General features: G+C 68.9%; 18 protein-coding genes and 3 pseudogenes. 9 read left to right on the forward strand and 12 right to left on the reverse strand.

The genetic code is table 11. The annotated features are described in order from the left end of the window. The 3 genes and pseudogenes from ACZ3H8_RS37365 to ACZ3H8_RS37375 all read right to left on the reverse strand — a co-directional run. Positions 1-531 (reverse strand): annotated as a pseudogene (locus ACZ3H8_RS37365) (AMP-binding protein); the annotation flags it as partial. 372 nt (positions 532-903) lie between these two features. Next, positions 904-1,464: a hypothetical protein gene (locus ACZ3H8_RS37370; RefSeq protein ID WP_467409399.1), complete on the reverse strand. Its 561-nt coding sequence runs from the start codon at positions 1,462-1,464 to the stop codon at positions 904-906. A 478-nt stretch (positions 1,465-1,942) separates the two neighbouring features. Continuing rightward, a pseudogene (locus ACZ3H8_RS37375) lies at positions 1,943-2,452 on the reverse strand (AMP-binding protein); the annotation flags it as partial. Between the two features lie 178 nt (positions 2,453-2,630). On the opposite strand from ACZ3H8_RS37375, the gene ACZ3H8_RS37380 reads away from it, so the two are divergent. Next, positions 2,631-5,489: an AAA family ATPase gene (locus ACZ3H8_RS37380; RefSeq protein WP_467409400.1), complete on the forward strand. Its 2,859-nt coding sequence runs from the start codon at positions 2,631-2,633 to the stop codon at positions 5,487-5,489. A 154-nt stretch (positions 5,490-5,643) separates the two neighbouring features. Here the strand turns inward: ACZ3H8_RS37380 and ACZ3H8_RS37385 are convergent, their stop codons facing one another. Further along, a complete protein-coding gene (locus tag ACZ3H8_RS37385) occupies positions 5,644-5,997 on the reverse strand; it encodes a hypothetical protein (protein ID WP_467409402.1) in 354 nt (117 codons plus the stop codon). A 1,059-nt stretch (positions 5,998-7,056) separates the two neighbouring features. Continuing rightward, positions 7,057-7,407: a YybH family protein gene (locus ACZ3H8_RS37390; RefSeq protein ID WP_467409404.1), complete on the reverse strand. Its 351-nt coding sequence runs from the start codon at positions 7,405-7,407 to the stop codon at positions 7,057-7,059. A 167-nt stretch (positions 7,408-7,574) separates the two neighbouring features. Here ACZ3H8_RS37390 and ACZ3H8_RS37395 point away from each other — a divergent pair, with 167 nt between their 5' ends. Beyond that, a complete protein-coding gene (locus tag ACZ3H8_RS37395; protein ID WP_467409406.1) occupies positions 7,575-8,195 on the forward strand; it encodes a TetR/AcrR family transcriptional regulator in 621 nt (206 codons plus the stop codon). A 246-nt stretch (positions 8,196-8,441) separates the two neighbouring features. Here the strand turns inward: ACZ3H8_RS37395 and ACZ3H8_RS37400 are convergent, their stop codons facing one another. Beyond that, positions 8,442-9,155 carry an SDR family NAD(P)-dependent oxidoreductase gene (locus tag ACZ3H8_RS37400; RefSeq protein WP_467409407.1) on the reverse strand — a complete coding sequence of 238 codons (714 nt, stop codon included), beginning with the start codon at positions 9,153-9,155 and terminating at the stop codon, positions 8,442-8,444. Between the two features lie 698 nt (positions 9,156-9,853). After that, positions 9,854-10,879 (reverse strand): alcohol dehydrogenase, encoded by a 1,026-nt coding sequence (locus tag ACZ3H8_RS37405; protein WP_467409409.1) that lies wholly within the window; start codon positions 10,877-10,879, stop codon positions 9,854-9,856. 132 nt (positions 10,880-11,011) lie between these two features. On the opposite strand from ACZ3H8_RS37405, the pseudogene ACZ3H8_RS37410 reads away from it, so the two are divergent. Then, positions 11,012-11,317: pseudogene (locus tag ACZ3H8_RS37410) on the forward strand (serine hydrolase); the annotation flags it as partial. A 57-nt stretch (positions 11,318-11,374) separates the two neighbouring features. Here ACZ3H8_RS37410 and ACZ3H8_RS37415 read toward each other — a convergent pair. Then, a complete protein-coding gene (locus tag ACZ3H8_RS37415) occupies positions 11,375-12,622 on the reverse strand; it encodes a PP2C family protein-serine/threonine phosphatase (RefSeq protein WP_467409410.1) in 1,248 nt (415 codons plus the stop codon). Positions 12,623-13,316: 694 nt separating this feature from the next. On the opposite strand from ACZ3H8_RS37415, the gene ACZ3H8_RS37420 reads away from it, so the two are divergent. Further along, positions 13,317-13,511, forward strand: coding sequence for a hypothetical protein (locus ACZ3H8_RS37420; protein WP_467409411.1), 195 nt, complete (start codon positions 13,317-13,319; stop codon positions 13,509-13,511). Positions 13,512-13,836: 325 nt separating this feature from the next. Next, positions 13,837-13,986 carry a hypothetical protein gene (locus tag ACZ3H8_RS37425; RefSeq protein WP_467409413.1) on the forward strand — a complete coding sequence of 50 codons (150 nt, stop codon included), beginning with the start codon at positions 13,837-13,839 and terminating at the stop codon, positions 13,984-13,986. A gap of 109 nt (positions 13,987-14,095) precedes the next feature. Here the strand turns inward: ACZ3H8_RS37425 and ACZ3H8_RS37430 are convergent, their stop codons facing one another. Continuing rightward, positions 14,096-14,539, reverse strand: a complete 444-nt coding sequence (locus ACZ3H8_RS37430; protein WP_467409414.1) for a hypothetical protein — start codon at positions 14,537-14,539, stop codon at positions 14,096-14,098. A gap of 139 nt (positions 14,540-14,678) precedes the next feature. Continuing rightward, on the reverse strand, positions 14,679-14,942 hold the full coding sequence (locus tag ACZ3H8_RS37435) for a hypothetical protein (protein ID WP_467409415.1): 264 nt from the start codon (positions 14,940-14,942) through the stop codon (positions 14,679-14,681). A 314-nt stretch (positions 14,943-15,256) separates the two neighbouring features. Between ACZ3H8_RS37435 and ACZ3H8_RS37440 the strand changes: the two genes are divergently transcribed. Continuing rightward, on the forward strand, positions 15,257-15,892 hold the full coding sequence (locus ACZ3H8_RS37440) for a nucleotide-binding protein (RefSeq protein ID WP_467409417.1): 636 nt from the start codon (positions 15,257-15,259) through the stop codon (positions 15,890-15,892). Further along, positions 15,889-16,155 (forward strand): hypothetical protein, encoded by a 267-nt coding sequence (locus ACZ3H8_RS37445; RefSeq protein ID WP_467409419.1) that lies wholly within the window; start codon positions 15,889-15,891, stop codon positions 16,153-16,155. Before ACZ3H8_RS37440 ends, ACZ3H8_RS37445 begins: the two co-directional genes overlap by 4 nt. A 233-nt stretch (positions 16,156-16,388) precedes the next feature. On the opposite strand, the gene ACZ3H8_RS37450 is transcribed toward ACZ3H8_RS37445, so the two are convergent. After that, on the reverse strand, positions 16,389-17,111 hold the full coding sequence (locus tag ACZ3H8_RS37450) for a DUF6461 domain-containing protein (protein WP_467409421.1): 723 nt from the start codon (positions 17,109-17,111) through the stop codon (positions 16,389-16,391). Positions 17,112-17,494: 383 nt separating this feature from the next. Here ACZ3H8_RS37450 and ACZ3H8_RS37455 point away from each other — a divergent pair, with 383 nt between their 5' ends. Continuing rightward, on the forward strand, positions 17,495-17,794 hold the full coding sequence (locus ACZ3H8_RS37455) for a type II toxin -antitoxin system TacA 1-like antitoxin (protein ID WP_467409424.1): 300 nt from the start codon (positions 17,495-17,497) through the stop codon (positions 17,792-17,794). Next, positions 17,791-18,177 carry a fic family toxin-antitoxin system, toxin component gene (locus tag ACZ3H8_RS37460; RefSeq protein WP_467409426.1) on the forward strand — a complete coding sequence of 129 codons (387 nt, stop codon included), beginning with the start codon at positions 17,791-17,793 and terminating at the stop codon, positions 18,175-18,177. The genes ACZ3H8_RS37455 and ACZ3H8_RS37460 overlap by 4 nt, the downstream gene beginning before the upstream one ends. 21 nt (positions 18,178-18,198) lie before the next feature. Here the strand turns inward: ACZ3H8_RS37460 and ACZ3H8_RS37465 are convergent. Further along, a partial coding sequence (locus ACZ3H8_RS37465) for a hypothetical protein (protein WP_467409429.1) occupies positions 18,199-19,000 on the reverse strand: 802 nt, incomplete at its 5' end.

The raw sequence follows: 19,000 nt of genomic DNA on the forward strand, positions 1-19,000 counted from the left end.
GCCGGAGACCAGCATCACGTCGTCGACCCGGCCGAGCAGCCAGATGTCGCCGTCGTCGTCCTTCTTGGCGCCGTCGCCCGCGAAGTACTTGCCCTTGAAGCGGGACCAGTAGGTCTTTATGTAGCGCTGGTCGTCGCCCCAGATGGTGCGCAGCATCGACGGCCACGGCTCGGTCAGCACCAGGTAGCCGCCGGAACCGTTCGGCACTTCCTCGCCCTTGTCGTCGACGACAGTGGCCGCGATGCCGGGCAGCGCGCGCTGCGCCGAGCCGGGCTTGGTCTCGGTGACGCCCGGCAGTGGCGAGATCATCATCGCGCCGGTCTCGGTCTGCCACCAGGTGTCCACGATCGGGCAGCGGTTGGCGCCGATGTGCTCGCGATACCAGATCCATGCCTCGGGGTTGATCGGCTCGCCGACCGAGCCGAGGATGCGCAGGGACGACAGGTCGAACTTGGCGGGGATGTCGTCTCCCCACTTCATGAACGTACGGATCGCGGTCGGCGCGGTGTAGAGGATCGTGACGCTGGCTTTGTACGCGAGAACGGGAGTCATTTGTCGACGGCTTCGGGAGTCACCGTGTAGCCCCGTTGCTTGATCAATGTCGATGAGTTCGGGAGTCACCGTCACGGCCCGGCGAACCCTTGGGGGGCCACTGACCGGCGAATGCCCTGAGTTGCCTCCGCTGCCGTTCTTCCCCTGCGATGCGGTCGCCAAGTCAAGCGGTCAGGACGGCCATAACGGGTGCAACACGTGTGGTGCACGGGCTCGGCGGAAGGCTCACTCGGTAGGAGGCTGTCCGGGGAACGACAATCGGCGACCACCAGGCTCGCGGGCGCCGGTCGACCGGCCACCGGGTGGCGTGCGCGCGGAGCGTCGGGCGGCTCCGCGTACGGCGCGTCGGGTTCAGTCGGTGATGTACCAATCGTTCTTGAGGTACTCCAGGGTGTAGCTGCCGAGGTCGCTCTCGGAGAAGGTTGCGGAAGCCCTGACCGCTTCGACCGGCATCTCGATCTTGTCAGGCGTGCGCACGGCGATGCGCTGCGGGTCGACCGTCGCGGTTTGCAGGGCCTTCTTCTGCGCGGGCGAGATCATCTGGAACACGACGGAGTACGTCGACGTGCACGGGCCGGACCCCTGGTCCTGTGCCTTCTTCGCGGCGGGCCCGGCCACTTCGCAGACCGTGTCGATGTCCTCACGGCCCAGGGCGTGGAGGTACTGCTCGTACCGCTGGATCGCGCCCTCCTTCGTCCTGGGTGCGGGCTGGTCGCCGGTTGGCTCGGCCGACGGCTTCTCGGTCCGAGCGGACACGGACGGCGTGGCCGACGGCTCTTCGGCGTGCGTAGACGCGGACGGCTGCGAAGGCTTCGCGTCCGTGTCCTCCTTCGATTTCTCCGGACCGCACGCGCACGCCACCAGCGCCACACAGGCCGATACCGCCACGCTCACCATCGTCCGAGCTTTCATTCGGGTCCCCCCATCACCAGCCGACAACACGTCAAGAGGTCACGCAGGATCCGGGGGAACGGTTCCCGAGCCGGTCCAGGCGGGACGCCGACCGGTTCACGGAGGGCCCCGAGTCCGCGTGCGCCGCCTGCGCGAGGCCCCGTGCCAGCCCAGCCCTCCCCGGCGCCGACGCGGTTGACGAGCCTCGGCGGTCGCCCCGGGGATGGAGAGGGGGTGTAACACGCACGTCTGACCTCCCGCCCGGTCGAGAGTGACGGCGCGGCTGGTCTCCGACGGGGATCAGGCGGATGTTCCGCCCGCTGTGCCCCAGCCCGCCAGGAAGTCGGACAGGGCGCGGCGTTGCTGTTCTTCGCGGGCAACTTGCTCGGCGAGGACCAGGCGCTCGGGTGCCTCCCGAAGTCGTGAACATCGACCTCACCGTCATCGGGGTGCCTCCCGCGCTCATCGACAAACGACGCCCGTTCTCGTGTACAAAGCCAGTGACGCCGTACTTCTGCACGATCTCCCAGAAGCGGCCCTGGTGCGGGGTGTCGGGCGTGCCCTCGTACATCACCTGCGTCGCGCCGTTGGCCAACGGCCGGTAGACGATGTAGGAATGGCCGGTCACCCAGCCGATGTCGGCGGTGCACCAGTAGACATCGGTCTCCGGCTTGAGGTCGAAGACGGCGTGGTGGGTGTAGCCCGCCTGGGCGAGATAGCCGCCGGAGGTGTGCAGGATGCCCTTCGGCTTACCCGTCGTACCCGAGGTGTAGAGGATGAACAGCGGATGCTCCGCCTCGAACGCCTCGGGAGTGTGCTCGGCGGACTGGCGGGCGGTGATCTCGTTCCACCACACGTCCCGCCCGTCGGTCCACGCCACGTCCTGGCCGGTGCGGCGTACCACCAACACGTGCTCGACCTGCGGGCACTTGGCGACGGCTTCGTCGACGGCGGGCTTGAGAAATGCTCTCCACGGGCGGGCCGGAGGCTTGTGACGTCGGCGTGCACCGAAGGTCGTTCTGATCTCATCAGCGGACGACGGGATACGACCAGCGTTACGCACCGTAAGGTCTAGATCTTTCGGCGAGGTTGTGGATTCTTTCGGTAGGTCCACTCGTGCTTCGGTGCAAGAATCTGTCAGCGGCATCCGAGCGACGGAGAGCCGTGAAGGGGGACGCGCGATACCCATGCCGTACGCAGCACAATCGGCCGCCATATCCCGGCAGGTGAGCATCCTCTGTGCGCCTCCCGGCCCGCCCGGCGTGATCCCCGATCCGATCGGCCGGGAAGCCGAACTCGCGGAACTGCGGGCCCTGCTCGGGATCGGTGCCGACCCCGCGGTCACGGAAGGTGACCATATGTTCGTTCTCGTACGGGGCGGCTATGGCAGCGGGAAGAGCGCCCTCCTGCGCGCCCTGCTCGATGAGGCGCGGGCCGACGACAGGGCTGTGCTCGACGCCTGGGCCGATCCCGACGAGAGCGGCACCGACCACGCCGTGCTGCGGCAGTTGCTCGAATCAGCCGCGGCCGCCCCCTCCGCGCGGCCCTCCGGCGAACCGGCAGAGGACCGCGCGTATCACCGGGAGCTGGACGCCGTGGTCGCCCGGCTTGCCGCGGGCGGGCGCCGACCTCTGCTCTGCGTGGACGACCTCCAGTGGGCGGACGCGGCCTCGCTCCGTCTGCTCCGCCGGCTGATGCGCCGCGCCGACGGCACCCCGCCTGCCGTCATCGTCTCGCTGGGCCCGGGGGAGTCCCCCGACGAGGACGCGCTCGGCGCCGTCCTGCCGCTCTTCCGCGACCAGATCAGCCTTTCCCCGCTTGCCCCGGAAGCCATAGGAGCATTACTCGAGGGCACCTTCGGCCACGACGTCGGCCAGGCACTCCTCGAGGCGTGCCAACAGGCCACGGACGGCAACCACTTCCTGCTCCGTTCCGTCCTCGGCGTCCTGGCTGCCGCACCGCCGGAACCGAAGCCCGAGACTTCCACCGGTGAGCGGACTGTGTCCGTCGCCCTCGGTGCGCTGCTGCCTGAACTCGCGCCCGCCGTCCGTTCGTTGCTCCGCGGCACCGGAGCCCACGGTGAAGCAGTGGCCGGCGTGGTGGCGGTCTTCGGGTCCCCTCAGCCAGTGGAACTGATCGCCGCAGTCACCACAGTGCCGCAGCCCGCCGTCGAGGACGCCGTGCACACCCTCGTACGCGCCGGGCTCCTGCACCACTGCGAGCAGGGCGTGGGCATCGCCGCCTCGCTGCTTTCGGACGCCGTTGAACAGTTCGTACCGCCCAGCCGACGCCAGGAACTCCACGCCGCCGCCGCCCGTTTCCTGCTCGGCCGCGCCGCCGCGCCCGAGCAGGTCGCCCACCATCTGCTGCACTGCGCCCCCGGGCATCCGTCGGCGCCCGAGGTACTACGCCGGGCGGCGGTCGAGGCGAGCGACGCCGGTGCCCACGACCGGGCCGCCGTCTACCTGCGACGCAGCCTGCGTGAACCACTGGCGGAGGAGGAGCGGGCGGCGGTGCTCTGCTTGCTCGGCGAGGCGGAGCTCGAGTCCAGCGTCCCGACCGCCATAGACGAGCTGCGCCGCAGCCTCCAGCTCAGCAAGGGCCCCGGCGAGCAGACCTCGGCTGCCCGCCGACTGGCCGGCGCGCTGTTCGCCGTCGACCGTTATCTCGACGCCCTGGACGTACTGGAACGCACCAGCGCTGCCATACGCCCCGTCGACCCCTCGTACGCGCTGCGCCTGGAGATCGACTTCCTCTTCGTCAGCCTGGTCGAGCTGGCCCCCGCCGCACGTGCCTATCCGCGGTTGATGGACCTGGCCATGACGGACGCGTCCGGAACCGCAGTCGAACGTCCCCTGGCCGCGCTGCTCAGCCTGCGTGGAGCGATGGTGGGGGAGGACGCGCAGGAGGTGGTCCGGCTGGCCCACCTGGCGCTGGGCCATGGCGTGGCGCCGGCAGACGACGAGTCGGTGGTCTACCACTGCGCGATGCTCGCCCTCGGTGCCGCCGGCCGCCCCGACCTCGCACACGACTACGCAGAGGCGGCCATCGACGAGGCGCGGGCCCGGGGCGCGGTCTTCCAGTACGCGCATGCCGTCGCCATGCGAGGCAACGCCAACACGCGGCTGGGCCGCACCCTGGAATGCCAGGCCGACGCCGAAGCCGCCCTGGAAGCGCTGCTGGAAGTGGGGGTGCCGCTCGGGTCCAGCCACACGGGTTTCGCCGTCGCGAGCCTCGTCGAGTCGCTGACCCGGCAGGGCCGCATCGAGGAGGCACAGTCCCTGCTGGAGCGCAGCGGCATGGACGGGCAGCTCTATCCGTACTGGGTCAACGACTATCCGCTGCTCGCCCGGGGCTGGTTGCGCATTGAGCAGGGCCGGCTGGAGGAGGGCCTCGCCGACTTCCTGACCTGCGGCGCCCGGACCGTGGCCCGCAACATGCTCGCCCCCGGCTTCTACCCCTGGCGGTCCGAGGCAGCGCTGGTGCACGCCCGGCTGGGCCGCGCAGAGGAGGCCGTGCGCCTCGCCGAGGAGGAGGTGGCACTCGCCCGGCGCTGGGGCGTCCCGGAGATGACGGGTGTCGCGCTGCGCGCCCTGGGAATCGTCACCGGCGGGCCGGAGGGCCTTCAGCTGCTCGACGAAGCGGTACGCGCGCTGGAGATGTCACTTGCCCGCTTCCGGTACGCGCAGGCGCTGGCGGACCGCGGGGCTCTGGCCATCCGCTGCGGCAGGATCCCGGAGGGCCGTGCGGACCTTCAGGAGGCGGTCAGCGTCGCCCATGCGTGCAGCGCCGGTGTGGTCGCGGAGGCCGCGCTGCGGGAACTGCGCGCCCTCGGCGACCGGCCCCGTACCCGCACGTTCCACGGTGTGGACGCGCTCACTCCGACCGAACGCAGGGTCGCCGATCTCGCGGCGGGTGGAATGACCAACCGGGAGATCGCCCAGCATCTCTTCGTCGCCCTGCGGACCGTGGAGCTCCATCTCACCCATGTCTACGGCAAGTTGGGCATCAAGGGCCGTCAGGGACTGGCGGAGGCACTGTGCTGAACGATCTCGTCCTTCGAGTGATGCGATCGCGGACGAGTGGTCAGCCGGTGGTTGATCGCCCACGGTGCCGCAAGGACGACAGTCGCGGCCGTGAGAACTCCGGCGGAGATCAGGAGGAGGCCGCGGACCAGCTTTCCTGCCGTGTTGCTGGTGTTCACTCGTGGGTGCCGGGTGGGGTGCGGTGGAGGACGGCGTCGTCCCAGGATTCCTCGTTGTCGAGGGGCGCTTGGCACTCGCCCGAGTGCTCGGTGGCTGGAGTCGTCTCGGCGTATATGTTGCGCTGGACGGAGATGTAGAGGCTGCACAGGCTGAGCAACAGGGCGCAGGAGAGAACGACGATGACGGCGCTGTTGCCGCGTCGGTCGGCACGAGCGGGCAACGTGGGCGGCCAGGGTGCCAGTGGTGGGGCCGATCCGGTCATGGCGACCGGCGCGTCGGCGGGTACCGGCGCAGCCGTGTGCGTCACCGGCGGGTTCTCGACGGTTGCGGGTGGTGGGGTGTGCGGCATGGTGCTCTCTTCGTCGTGTGGGTGGCGGGCCCCGTAGGGCCGCCCTTCGCCGCAGGGCTCTCTCGGGCGGTGTTGGGGCGTCTGCCTGGCTCGATCCCATCAGTGGGCGCTGGGCCGTGGCCAGGGTTACGCACCGTAAGGTCTAGATCTTTCGGCGAGGGCGCGGGGTCTTTCGGTGGAGCCACTAGGCAGCAATTGCCCTGCGGCAACACCGCCGCAGCAGGGTGTCGGGAGGTGCTGCCTCAGGACGCCCGGTCGGGCCGCGGACGCAGGCCGTCGAGGATGATGCGCAGACAGCGTCGCCAATCGGCGACGTTGGCCTGCACGACATGGCACAGGCCGAAGTAGAGCAATGACATGTCGCCCCGTGACACATCAACGGGCTGCTGGAAGGAACGCTGCTCCGTGTCGTGACCACCCTGCCGGCCGCCGTACGAGGGTCGGCCGAAGTCGGGCCCGAGGGTCGTGTCGGGCTGCGCGGCCCGGGCTGGCGGTGCGAGGCTATGCGGCTCAGCAAGGGAACTCTCGTCCGCTCCGGCAGAGCTGGGTGGGCCCCAACATCCTTGCCCACGTGGGGCAGCGGCGCGACGCGGCAATTCTTGTGAAAGCCTTCGCGGTGATGACGAGCATGGTGACCAGCTCAATGTGCCTGTGTGGCAGGCTGAGCGCGATGTGACAAGAGGCCGACGCGGCCTCCTCGCTGTCGAGTCCGACGTGAGACATCGTTCTCAACTGCGTGGGAGGCCTGTCGGTTTTCTCGGCCACGCGTGTGAGCACCATCAGTCCGCCATCGCGAGACTGGGCGCACCCCGCCCATGGCACGAGGGCCGGAGGAAGTGGTCGATCCGGTCGTCTTCGTCGCCGGATCCCAGGCGTTGCGTGCGGACACTCAGCGGCAGTGCTCTTCGCCGGGGCGTTAATCCTGCTTGCGACACCGTGCTCCCCACCAGCTCGGCTGCGGTGCCGACCTGATTGCCAGTAATGGAACGCGGGGCGCTGTGGTGCGCGGACAGCCTCGGTGTAATTCGCGGCCGGTCGGCAGCGCTTGGCGTGTGCGGTTCAGTCGGTGATGACCCGGGAGACGTGGTATTGGCGGATCCGCCAACTGCTGCCGTCGCGCTGGAGAACCAGTGACAGGTGCACGGAGGCCTCCCAGCCCGCCGGGTCGCGGAAAGTGATGTCCGCGAAACCTCCGGCCGCCTGCTCGCCAATCGCGTAGGTGTGGAGGATCGTCACATCGGCGCTGCGGTCGCCCGGGACGGCCTCGTAGTAGCCATGCACAGAGTCCCGGCCGGACAGAACCTCGGGTCCGAAGCCCTGGAAGAGGGCGTCGGGGGTGAACAAGTCGGCCATGATGTCCGGCTGATGGCCGTCGAACGCGGCCTTCCAGCGCTTCAGTACCTCGTGCATCGGATTGCTCATCGCGTCAGCTCTTGTCTGTGCGTGTCTTATCTGTACGTGCTCTGTAGGGAGGCGACGCCCGCCCGTGAATGACCGCCGCCTGCTACCGGTCGGACTCAGTGGTGAGTAGCCGACCGGTCTATTACAAACTAGTCGAGCGGTCGTATACTTGCAACATGGGACGGACCAGTGACGCCAGAGAGAAGATCATCAGCGCCGCGCAGTCACTCATTGAGCTGCGCGGGTACTCAGCGTTGGGCGTGGCCGAGATCTGCAAGACGGCCGGGGTGCCCAAGGGCAGCTTCTACTACTTCTTCGAATCCAAGGAGGCTCTGGCGCTGACAGTCATCGACGAGCATTGGGTCGGCCAACGGCGCGACTGGACCCGCATCCTGCACAGCGACACAGAGCCTCTTCAGCGGCTGCGGCAGCTGTTCGAGGAGACCGAGGCGGGGCAACGCGCCGGTCAGAAGAGCTGCGGCACCGTCTCGGGGTGCTTGTTCGGGAACCTCACCCTGGAGCTGAGCAATCAGACCGAAGCGATCCGCAAGCGTCTGCAGGAGATCTTCAACGCCCAGGTCGACATGGTCGAGTCGGTCATCACCGAGGCTCTTCAGCGAGAAGATGTCACCGTCGCCGACACCCATGAAGCTGCCCGGTCCGTTGTCGCGCAGCTCGAGGGCCAGGTGCTGTTGGCGAAGCTCTACAACAACACCTCCCAGCTCAGCGCCCTCTGGGCGAACTGCCTGGCCCTGCTGGGCGCTCGCGCGGCACAGGAGACAGCGGCCAACATGTGACGCCTGCCCGCCACGGGAAATCGGCCTGCAGGACCCGCAGCAAGGTCTGGGCGGCGCGGGCCGGGTCGCCGGTCTGCTTGCCGCTCTTCGCCCGGCAGCCGGCGCGGATCGGTTCGAAGAACCGTACGGTCAGGGCTGGTTGCGAGAATCGCACCCTGCCCGATTACAGCCCCGGCATGCCGAGCGCGGTCGCGGGACAGGCGCTGGCGTGCAGATCGTCGGGCAGGCTGCAGTTGCGCCTGCGACTCAGTGCCCGGCGGCCTGACCGTCGTCGACGTGCAGGATCTCGCCTGTGACGAACGGGGCGTTCTCCAGGTAGATGACCGCGTCGACAATGTCGCTCACTTCGCCCATGCGGCCGACCGGGTGCAGGGCGGCGAGCGTCTCGTGGTACTCCTCGGGGTGCATGGGGGTCTTGATGGTACCCAGGGCAACGGCGTTGGAGCGGATCCCGCGGGTGGCGTACTCGATGGCCAAGGCCTTGGTAGCGGACTGCAGTCCGCCCTTGGTCAGAGAAGCCAGCACAGACGGCACGTTCGAGTTGGGGTGATCGACGAGGCTAATCGTGATCTGTACAACGTGACCGCTGCCCTGCTCGAGCATGTGCGAGATCGCGAGCTGGCTGATTCGGAAGAAGCCCGCCAGATTTACCCCGAGCACCGCGTCGTAGTCGTCCTTGGTGAAGTCGGTGAACGGCTTGGCGACAAAGATTCCCGCGTTGTTGACCAGCGTGTCGATCCGGCCGAACCGCTCTACGCCTGCGGCAATGACGCGCTCTGCGGTGGCGCGGTCGGCGATGTCGCCCTGGACGGTGAGGACGTCCAGGTCCTGCGACTCAGCGATGCTGCGTGAGGTGGCGACGACCGCGTAACCGAGCTTGCGGTAGGCGGTGACCAGCCCGGCTCCGATGCCCTGCGATGCACCGGTGATGACCGCGACCTTCTGACCCTGAGTGCTCATGATGACCTTCTTCGAGAGGGGTGCGATGTCCCGACCGATCAATAGCCGACCGGTCGCCTATTTAAAGGTAGACGACCGGTCGAGAGGTGTCAAAGGACGCTGGGCAGTGAGCCGGCAGACCGCGCTCAGAACCAGGGCCTGCTGACGTGTGCGAGACCCGGCTACATTTTTTGTACGCGTCGCCGTCAGGCGGCCAGGCGTCTGGCGCGTGGATACCGAGGTCGCCGACACCGTCGGTGAGGGCGTCGACCGCGGCGACCCGGACGGCCTGGCCGACCGTCTGACCGTGCTCACCGCCGGCGAGAGCACCACCATCTGACCGGCGCCGCACGATCGCACCACTGCAACACGTGGACGCCCAGGGCACGAATCCGGTGGACGACACCACCCGCGCCGCGGCCCGGCACCAGGCCGAGCGCGTGGTGAAGATCGCGGCGCAGCTCAACGCCGACTGACCACCCCGACACCCCGCCGAGTACAGGCCCGTACGTCGGCGTCGCCGTTCTCGGCGGCGCCGAGGCCGCCGGGCGCCCTGTTCTCGCCGGCCCCTTGTGACTTGAACGGTGGTTGCAGCCGTGCCCAGTGCGGTGAGCTGAGGCTCGGGATTCGCCTTGGGGGCGATGGCTGGCCACCGTTGTGGAGACGTTCATGTACCTGGCGGACGGTGGTCGCCGTGGTTGACGTCGAGACTGTCCAGGTCAGCGGGGGGTGAGCACCATGCGGAAGCGTGCGGTGCCGGAGAGCATCTTCTGGTACGCCTCATCGGCCTGGTCCAGCGGCAGGATCTCGGTCATCGGGCGGATCCCGTGCAGGGCGCTGAATGCCATGGTGTCCTGCACGTCCTGCGCGGTGCCGGACGGGTGGCCGCGCACGATCTTGCCTTGCAGGAGCAGCTGGATCGGGTTGATGCCCATGGGCTCGGGGGTCGCGCCGATGACCACCAACTCGCCGCGGTGGGACAGCCCGTCAACGGTCGCTGTGATGGCGTCGGAGTTGCCGGCGGTGGCCAGAACTACCTTGGCGCCGCCGAGGGACTGCAGTGCGTCTGCGACGGTGGTGTCCGCGGTGCTGTCGATGTAGTGGTGTGCGCCGAGTTGCTTGGCGAAGTCGGCCTTGGCGGCTCCGCGGGCGATGGCCACGGTCTCGAAGCCCATGGCGGCTGCGTACTTCACCCCCAGGTGGCCCAGGCCCCCGATGCCGAGTACGGCGACCAGGTCGCCCGGCCGTGCGGAGCTGCGCCGCAGTCCGTTGTACGTGGTCACGCCCGCGCAGGCCAAGGGCCCCGCATCCGTGGGCGCCAGCGCGTCGGGGATCCGGGCCAGGGCGTCGGCCGGGGCGATCACCGCCTCGGCGAAACCGCCGTCGTACGCCCATCCTGGGACCTTCAGGTTCACGCACACGATGAAGTCGCCCTGCCTGCAGGGCGTGCAGTGGCCGCAGCTGCCGCCGAACCAGCCCACCGCCACCCGGTCGCCCACCCGCCAGCCGCGGCTTTGCGTTCCCTCGCCGAGCTCCTCGATGCGACCGGCGATCTCATGCCCGGGCACCAGCGGAAACCGGACGCCCGGAAACGCGGCGTCGACGAATGCGGCGTCGCTGTGGCAGATTCCGCAGGCGTCCACGGCAACCCGCACGTGGCCGGGTCCCGGCTGCGGTACCTCACGCTCGACGATCCCGAACGGCCCGCCGGCGGCGGCCACCTGAGCAGCTCGATAGGTACTCATCTGGACCTCTCCCGGGTACTGCTAGGAACGGTCCCCCGGAACCATGGGATCATGTCCGGCCCTGTCGCGCGCGCGGGCTGAGGGCCAGGTGAGGAGCCTGCCAGGCGGGGATGCAGCGCAGGATGAGGACCTATAGACCCTACAGAGCGGTGCCGACGCCGACTCCACCGCATGCCCGGGCGGGCGGGCCTCGGCCTCACCGTCAAGGTGCTCCTCAGCCACACCAGTGGCGTGGACGACTTCCTCCTGCACCCCGACTTCCTGCCCTGGCTGCTCGGTCTGGAGCAGCGCGAGTGGACGCCCGAGCAACTGCTGGCTCTGACCACCGCGCAGAACGCACCGGGTGAGCGATGGTCCTGCAGCAACGCCGACTACGCGGCACTCGGCCGGGTGTTGGAGAAGGCCACCGGGCAGCGTCTGGCCGACCGGATCGAGCACCGGATCACCGGCCGCTGCCTACCGGCGCGGCTGCGACGTCTGATGATGGCGAAGGCGTCACAGGCGTACGGCGACCAGGGCGATGTCGTCGCGGGCGCCGCCGCTGACGCCGAGGCGGGCCAGCAGGGCGTCGGCGAGGCGCTCGGGGCCGAGTCGGGCGTAGCTGGCCAGGGCGTCGGTCAGCCGGTTGAGGCCGGCGTCGATGTCTTCGCCGCGGCGTTCGATGAGCCCGTCGGTGTAGAGGACGAGGGTGTCGCCCGGGGTGTAGGGCAGGCTGGCCTGGGGGCGGGGGACGTGTTCGGGGCGGGCGCCCAGCGGTGGGTCGGTGGCCCGGTCCAGCAGCTGGCAGGTGCCGTCGGCGTGCAGCAGGATGGGCGGCGGGTGGCCTGCGCTGCTGTAGGCAATCTGCTGGCTGCTGGTGTTGATCAGCGCCTCGACCGAGGTGGTGGCCATCGCGCCCTCGACCGAGCGCGCGTACAGGCCCAGCACTTCCAGGGCCTTCGCGGGCCCGTTCACGGTGCGGGTGGCGGCGCTCAGGGCGCTGCGGAGCATGCCCATGACGGTGGCGGCTTCCAGGCCGTGGCCGACGACGTCGCCGACCGCGACAGCGAAGCCGTCGTCGGGCAGGTCGACGACGTCGTACCAGTCGCCGCACACATTCAGGGATCCGACGGCGGGCAAGTAGCGCACGGCGATGTCGCGGTGTCGGGCGAGGTCCGGGGAGTGCAGCATGGCTTCTTGCAGGGTGACGGCGACCTGGCGTTCGCGGGCGTGAGCCAGGCGCAGTTCCTCGTTCAGGAGCTGCAGTTCCCGGGAGCGCGCGTACAGCTCGGCCTCCATCCCCTCCTCGCGCTCGCTCGGGCTCCCTCCGGACAGTCGATGGCGTGCCCGGCGGGCGTGGACGAACGCGGTGACGTCCTCGACCCGGTGGATGATCCACGCCACCGTTCCGTCGGGTGCGAGGACGGGGGTGTTGATGGGGGACCACCACCGCTCTTCAAACTGGCCCGGCCGGTGTACGAGGGGGATGTCGTACTTCTGCAGGGCCATGGTGTCCGGCCTGCGGGAAGTCAGGACCCGGTGCAGGGAGGCATTGAGGTTGCGGACCCCGTCGGCGTCGGGGTCCGCGGGGTTGTCGGGGAAGGCGTCGAAGAGGTACTGCCCTACCAGATCATCGTGACTGCGGCCGGTGGCCTGAAGGTACGCCCGGTTCACATCGACGATCACCAGGTCGGGTCCCAGCACCAGATAGGGGCTCGGTGTGCCGGCGAACAGCGCCGCGTAGTCGATCTCCGGTGATGTCACGTGCTCCCTGCCAGCGTGGGTTAACCGCCGCCTCCTAATCTACGAAGCATCCGCCGCTCGCGCTCGCCGCAACATCATGTGCCGCACGCTGTGGAGAGCGATGTCCGACCAGGGGGCCGAGCAACCGTCGAGGACCGGGCGGAGCGGGCGCGGTCGGTGGCTGGGGCTCAGTCGGAGGTGTGCGGAAGCCCGCCTCCGGCTCCGACGACGTGCGTCAGGCGTGCAGATCGTCGTTGAGGCGCTGGCCAGCAGCAGGCGCGCCGCGGTGTCGGCGACGTCGGCGAGATTGCCGAGCAAGCGGCGGATCGTGGTGTCGTCGCCGGCCCGTACGGCGGGCACGATCTCATCGACCAGCGTGCTGACGTGCGCTGGTACGGCTGCCGGACCGGGCGGGGCCCAAACCACCCCGGTCCGCCAGCCCCGGCGGCCGGGCTGGCTCCGAGACTGCCGGCCGGCGCAGGGCAGTGGGGGAGGGGTCGGCACCACGCTGGTCATCGGCCCGGCCACGGCGCCTGCCCGGCAAGGAGAGTCCACTCGTGGTCGGCCGACAGGCGCCGCCCGGCGGCGGCCTTTGCCTGTCCGTGGCCAGTCCATGGGTAGCGCGGCACGGACGTCCCGTTTCCAGTTCCTGCCCCTGAGGCCGGTCACAGGACGATGTATACGGGGAGCTTGCCGCGCCAAGGCGCGCGGTGACATGGCCGGTGGGGTGCCACTGGCCCGTATCGACGCGCTGCTGCATGCACAGCCGACCGAATTCGCCGCGGCCATCACCGACACCGACGCCGAATTGCAGCGCAGGATCGACCAGCTCACCGAATACCGCCGCAGGATCGCCGAACTGGCCAGCGGCGAAAGGCTTGTCCTGCCCCCGAGGTGGTCGCCATCCTGAACCGGATGCGCAGTCTCGGGGTCAGCGAACGGAGGGTACGACTCGAGCGCGACTCGTGGATCCTGATGCAGGCACTGGACCGGCACGTCATGCCGCAGCGGATACGGGACAAGAACGCCGGCCTCGACGACCCCGAGACGACGCGCCTGTATCTCGCCTGTGATCAATCAGTCGACTGGGATCCGCACGATCCACGCCTGGACCGGCTCATCGCGACCTGGACGCATGGGAGATCAAACACGAACGAGACACCAACCGGGCGGGTACCTGATGCTGGTCTCTTCCCGGATCTCCGAGGCATCACCGGCATGGCAGCGCACCTTCGATGCGCTCGCCCACCGCGCCGAGCAGCGCCGACCCGCCGGGCATCCGCTCCCGACTGCCGCAGCAGGTCCTCGTCGTCGTCCTCCGGCGCCTCGACACCGCGCGCCATGCGGTCCAGAGCCGCATCCCTCGCCACGAAAGAGGGGAGTAGCCCCCACAAGTGGGCGGCGTGCAGCCGGTCCTGGGCGGGCTGGGCCGTGTTCTCGGCAGCCAGGCGGAACGCCTCCACGGACTCCCGCAGCAGTTCCAGATCGGGGTCGTCATCCGTGAGCTGCTCGAGCGGAATCACGCCGAGGAGACCTCGGTAGTCCGCCCTCCTTGGAGTCCGCCGGGACCTCGGCGAGGAGCGACCGGACAAGCCCCAGCGCCTCCGCCAAGTGCGCGGCCCGCGGGCTCTCCTGCGGGGTCTGCGTCAGGGTGAGGGCCAGATGAGAGCGGCCGGCGCGGAAGCCGGCGTCGAGCGCCACACCCGCCCGGTACGCCGCGACGGCGCTGTCCAGGGCCGTGTCGGCGTCCATTCCGGCGTGGTATGCGTGCATGTGCTGCTGACCCAGGTTGTAGAGGGCGTCCGCCCGGCTGCCCTTGCCGAAACGGCGGTGTGCGGCGGCGCGTTCGGCCACCGCGAGCGCCTCCCGGAGATCGCGCTCGTCCTGCTTCAGGGCGAGTCGGATGCCCAGCGCACCGCTGAGCTGGGTCAGATACACACGGGTCGTCGACGCCGCGCACCCAGCGGGGCGCCGCCCCGGACCTCCGGGGACGTGCCCCGCAACCACTCGCCCGGGCTCTCCAGGAGATCGAAGGCGAGGCCGAGCACGGAGGTGCGCACTAACAGGGTGACGAGCATCAGCAGCCCGAAGTCCAGGAGGTAGCCGAGCGGGAGCCCATGGCCCTGAGTCTGCGCAGGCCCTTCCTGCGCAGCTTCTGCGAACGGACGCTGCACCAGCGTGAGCAGAACTGGCGGCGGCCCCCGCTGGCTCCGGGCAGCGCCTGGGCACACACCGGGCAGTGACCGGCGGCGATGCAGTCCTCCGCCGTCGTACGGGCGCGCAGAGCCTGAAGGGGCCCGCCCGCGGCCTGGTAGAGCTGGGCGGCGACGACGGCCACCATGTCGCGGTGCGGAAGCTCCAGAAGCCGTTGGAGGGTGAAGGCGCCGGGGGTCCTCCAGCGCGCTGATGAACAGGGGCGTGTACGTGAAACCGAAGGGGTTGCGCGTCGGCACCTGGTACCAGGTCCTCCAACGATCGGGCACCACGACCGCGAATGGGACCCCTGCAAGGCTCGCCTCGGCCTGCTGGGCGGCACTCCACGTGCTGCTCGACCACCGGCCGAAGAGCGGTTCCTGACTGCTTGCGAGTGAACGATGGAACTCCGCACTCGCGTCGAACCCATTCGCTCGATCATGCCCGTTAGGGTTAGCTCCCATGCCGCTGAGCTTTGCCTTTGTGAATCTTAAGCCTGGAGTCGGCAAGACGACCAGTGCCGTATGGCTGGCCCACGCGCTTCACGAGTCGGGCTACTCGCCGCTTCTGGTCGACGGCGACCCAGCCTCCTCCGCACTGCGCTGGAGCGAATTGGCCGACGGCTTTCCGTTTCCCGTCATCGCCTTGCCAGTGGGTGACGTGCACCGCCGCGTGAACGACTTCCTGGGCAATCGGCAGGCGGTGGTGCTCGATGCGCCGCAGTTGGAGGACCATCCTCGCATCGCCCGCAGCATCATGAGGTACTCGAGTGCGTGGATCGTCCCGGTGACGCCCGCTCCCATCGAACTGGACCGGATGGCACCCATCCACTCCGAGATGGACGACGTCCAGTCCCTGCGCGCCGAGCCGGCCCGCACTGCAGTCCTCCTGAACCGGACCAATCGTCCCGACGCCACACGCACCGGCCCCGATGCCGACGCTCGTGAGGCGCTCACCGAGTGGGGGTTCGTGGTGCTGGACACCCAGATTGCGCGGCTCGAGTTGTACGCCCAGTCGTTCGGAAGTCCGGTGCGGGCCAAGGGGTCGGCGTACATGGACCTCGCCGATGAACTCATCAAGCGTCAGGAAGAGGCATGAAGGAGCGCAAGGACAAGTACCGCGCGGCATTGCAGCGCGGAGGGGACATCGCTGCCCCGTCCTCCAAAATCATCACGATGAACTGCAGATACGTCCGGATGATCATCGAAGTGGACCCGGACCTGCAGCGAGACCTGACGCGATGGGCCAGTCTGCCGGTATCAGCGCTGGTACTCGCCAGCACGACCGTTCTGCGCACCTTGGCCGACACCGCCGCAGCCGTGCCCCGATCCATGGGCGGCGCCCGACATACGGGGCCGTAGAGGCCCAGGTCGTCGTACGGCGCCCGAAGGGGCAGCGGCAGGCGCTTCAGTGGTTGCCCTTGCAGGCTGTGCAGGAGGCGCAGCACGGGGCGCGGAAGGGGTGAGGGTTCCGTGGTCAACTGCGCGGTGTGCGGGCGATGCCTCGAAGGCCAGGATCAAAGGTGTCAGGGTGCTTGTGGGAAGCGTTTCCGAGGGGCTGGGATGTGGGGCGCACTTCTACGTTCCGTCCCGGGTCAGAGCTGATCCCGTCGAAGCTGTACGTACGACCGCTCGCCGTGCGCATCCGGGATGTCGATGGTGATGCTCTCCCACTCCTCGGCGGGCTCCTCCGGCACCTCACCCGTCCGGTACTCGGCCTCCGTCAGTAGTTCCTCGGTCACCCGTACGCCTGTAAGGCGCTCGGCCAGCGCGAAGACTGCCGCCTTGCGATCGACGTCGGGAGCTTGGTCACCTGTGGGGTTGAGACCGACCTCTGTCATCACGGCGTTCAGCTCGTCGGGAGTGCTGCCGGTCCGGTCCGCCGGCCACTCGAAGGTGGTCCGCAACTCCCCGTTCTCATACCAGTGGAAGAAGTGCATAGGCTTCCCCCCGTTGCTCGAATGCGAGACAGCACGCGTCCCGGCGGAGAGGGCCTCCATGAAGCATGGCCGCGTCCCCAGATCGCCACCGAATTCCAATGCGAGGGCCCAGTCCCCTCCCTCGCCCCGCACGGTGAACGCTCCCGCGAGGAAGGACTCGGGCCAGTCGTCGTACCCATGCAAGAGCACCTCGTGCTGCTCGATCAGTTCGTTGAGCCCTTCACACGCACCACGCGGCTCGGCACCCACCAGTCTGAGCAAGTCCGCAGGCGAGACACCCCGCACCAGCGTCAGGGTGTACCCGACCTCCAGCGCGTATCCGAACAGCGAAGACGAGGAACGTAACCAGCCGTAATCGGCTGCGGTGGATGAGGTCATGCAACGCATCCTGCCAGCGACCACTGACACACGGTGTTGTTTCTCCGGGCTGCTCAGGAGCGCTGCACTGGTAGCTGGAGCCGCCTGGATGAAGACGGGTCCAACCGTGATCATCGACCTATCGGGCAGTCCCGCCATAGCGGTCCCCCGAGCCGTCGCGGACTTCCGTCACCGTGACGCTTCCCCGACACGTCAACTCCCTTCGCGCATGCGCCATAGTCCCTGTGACCTGATTTCGGGGGTCCCAAGCACTGACTCAGCGCTGTGCATTCACCTGCCAGCGCACGCCAGCGGCGCCTCATCGTGCCGTACCTCTGGTACCCGGCCGGTACGGGCGCCAGAGGGCCTATCCCTCCCGTGGTACCGCTGGTACCGTTGGTGCCATGAAGGAGCCGACGAAAGCCATGAACCTGCGCTTCCCCGATCCCGAGCAGCGGGCCGCCATCGCGGCCGCGGCCAAGCAGGAGGGGGTGAGCCTGCAGGAGTACATCCTCTCCGCCGCCTACGCCCGCGCAACCGCCGTCGAGCAGCGGTTCCTGGAAGGCTTCAAGGAGTCGATGGCCCGCAGCGGTGCCGCGTTCGCCGCCGAGCCGGCCGGCATCGATCCCTCCGCGGAGCAGCGGGACGCCGAGCGGCAGGCGAAGGCCGAGCTGGAGCAGCAGGGGCGGGGCCAGGCCGCGTGAGCCATCCCGAACCGGCCCATCCGCTCGACCTCGCCTTCCTGCTGCACGCCGCCGAGCTGCTCGACAGCGACCCGCCGGTCGACGACCTCGGCCCGCTGTATGCAGCGGTCGCACGGGTCAACGCCCGCGCCATGGAGCGCGACGTCTACGCCTCCGTCCACCTCAAGGCCGGCGCCCTGCTGCAGACCCTGGTGAAACTGCCCTGCCTCGAGCATTCGAACGAGGCTTTCGCCTGGCACTCGGCCGAGGCCTACCTCGCCCTGAACGGCCAGCGGCTCGACTACCCGCCCAAGGCTGCCGTCGCGCTCGTGCGCGACGCCGCCGCAGGGGCCCTCGGCGTGGCCCGTATCGCCCGCCAGCTCCGCGACTGGACCACCAACTGAACCACCGCTCGCACCACCGCATCAGGGGCGTTGCGCGTTCTGCAACCGCTCGACCTGCCGGTTGACCAGATCGGCTGGGAAGGACGCGCTACCGCCGATATTGAGCTTCCGGAACGTCACGATGGTGTTCCCGGCCCGCACCACGGTGAACTGCTCGTTGCGGTCCCCGGGGTACTCAGGGCCCATGGGGATGGTCTCCCGGAATCGCACGGCTTCGTTCCCGGCCCCCAGGGCCTGTTCCATCGTCAGCTTGGCCTTGAACTTCCCCACCCAGCCTGTGCCCTCATACGAGCGGCAGGAGCCAAGTGCCTGCTTGAGCTGTGCGAAGACCTGCTGGGCCTTCCCGTCCTCGTAAGCCGCAAGCGTCGAGCCGCCACCCCAGATGTCACCCTCCCAGTTGAAGACCTGGAAGACGACGGTGGAGGCGCGCTCCCCGCTGCGGATGTCGAGCATGGTCTGGCAAGCAGGGTCGGATACAGGTGGGAAGGAGCGCCGTTCCTCCTTCGGCTGGGGGTCCTGCACCGGAATCCCGGCCTCGTGCGCCCCTGCAACCTCGCCGTCCTTGAAGGTGAGCGCCCTCAGCTGTTCCCTCGTCAGCGGTGCTACGGCGGCCTTGGCCGATGCGGTCGCCCGCGGTACCACCGAGGCTGGTCGCGCCTCTGGTTGTGCGGAACACCCAGAGGCCATCAGCACCCCGGCAATCACAGTGACGAGTGCCGACATAGGCCGCAGCGCGCGGACGTACATGGATGTCCCCCCAAGGACTCGGTGCATGAGGACGCCGACGTTATCCGCGCCCAGTCGCCCAGGACCAGGGACTTCC

Source organism: Streptomyces sp. NPDC002868 (genome assembly GCF_055563295.1).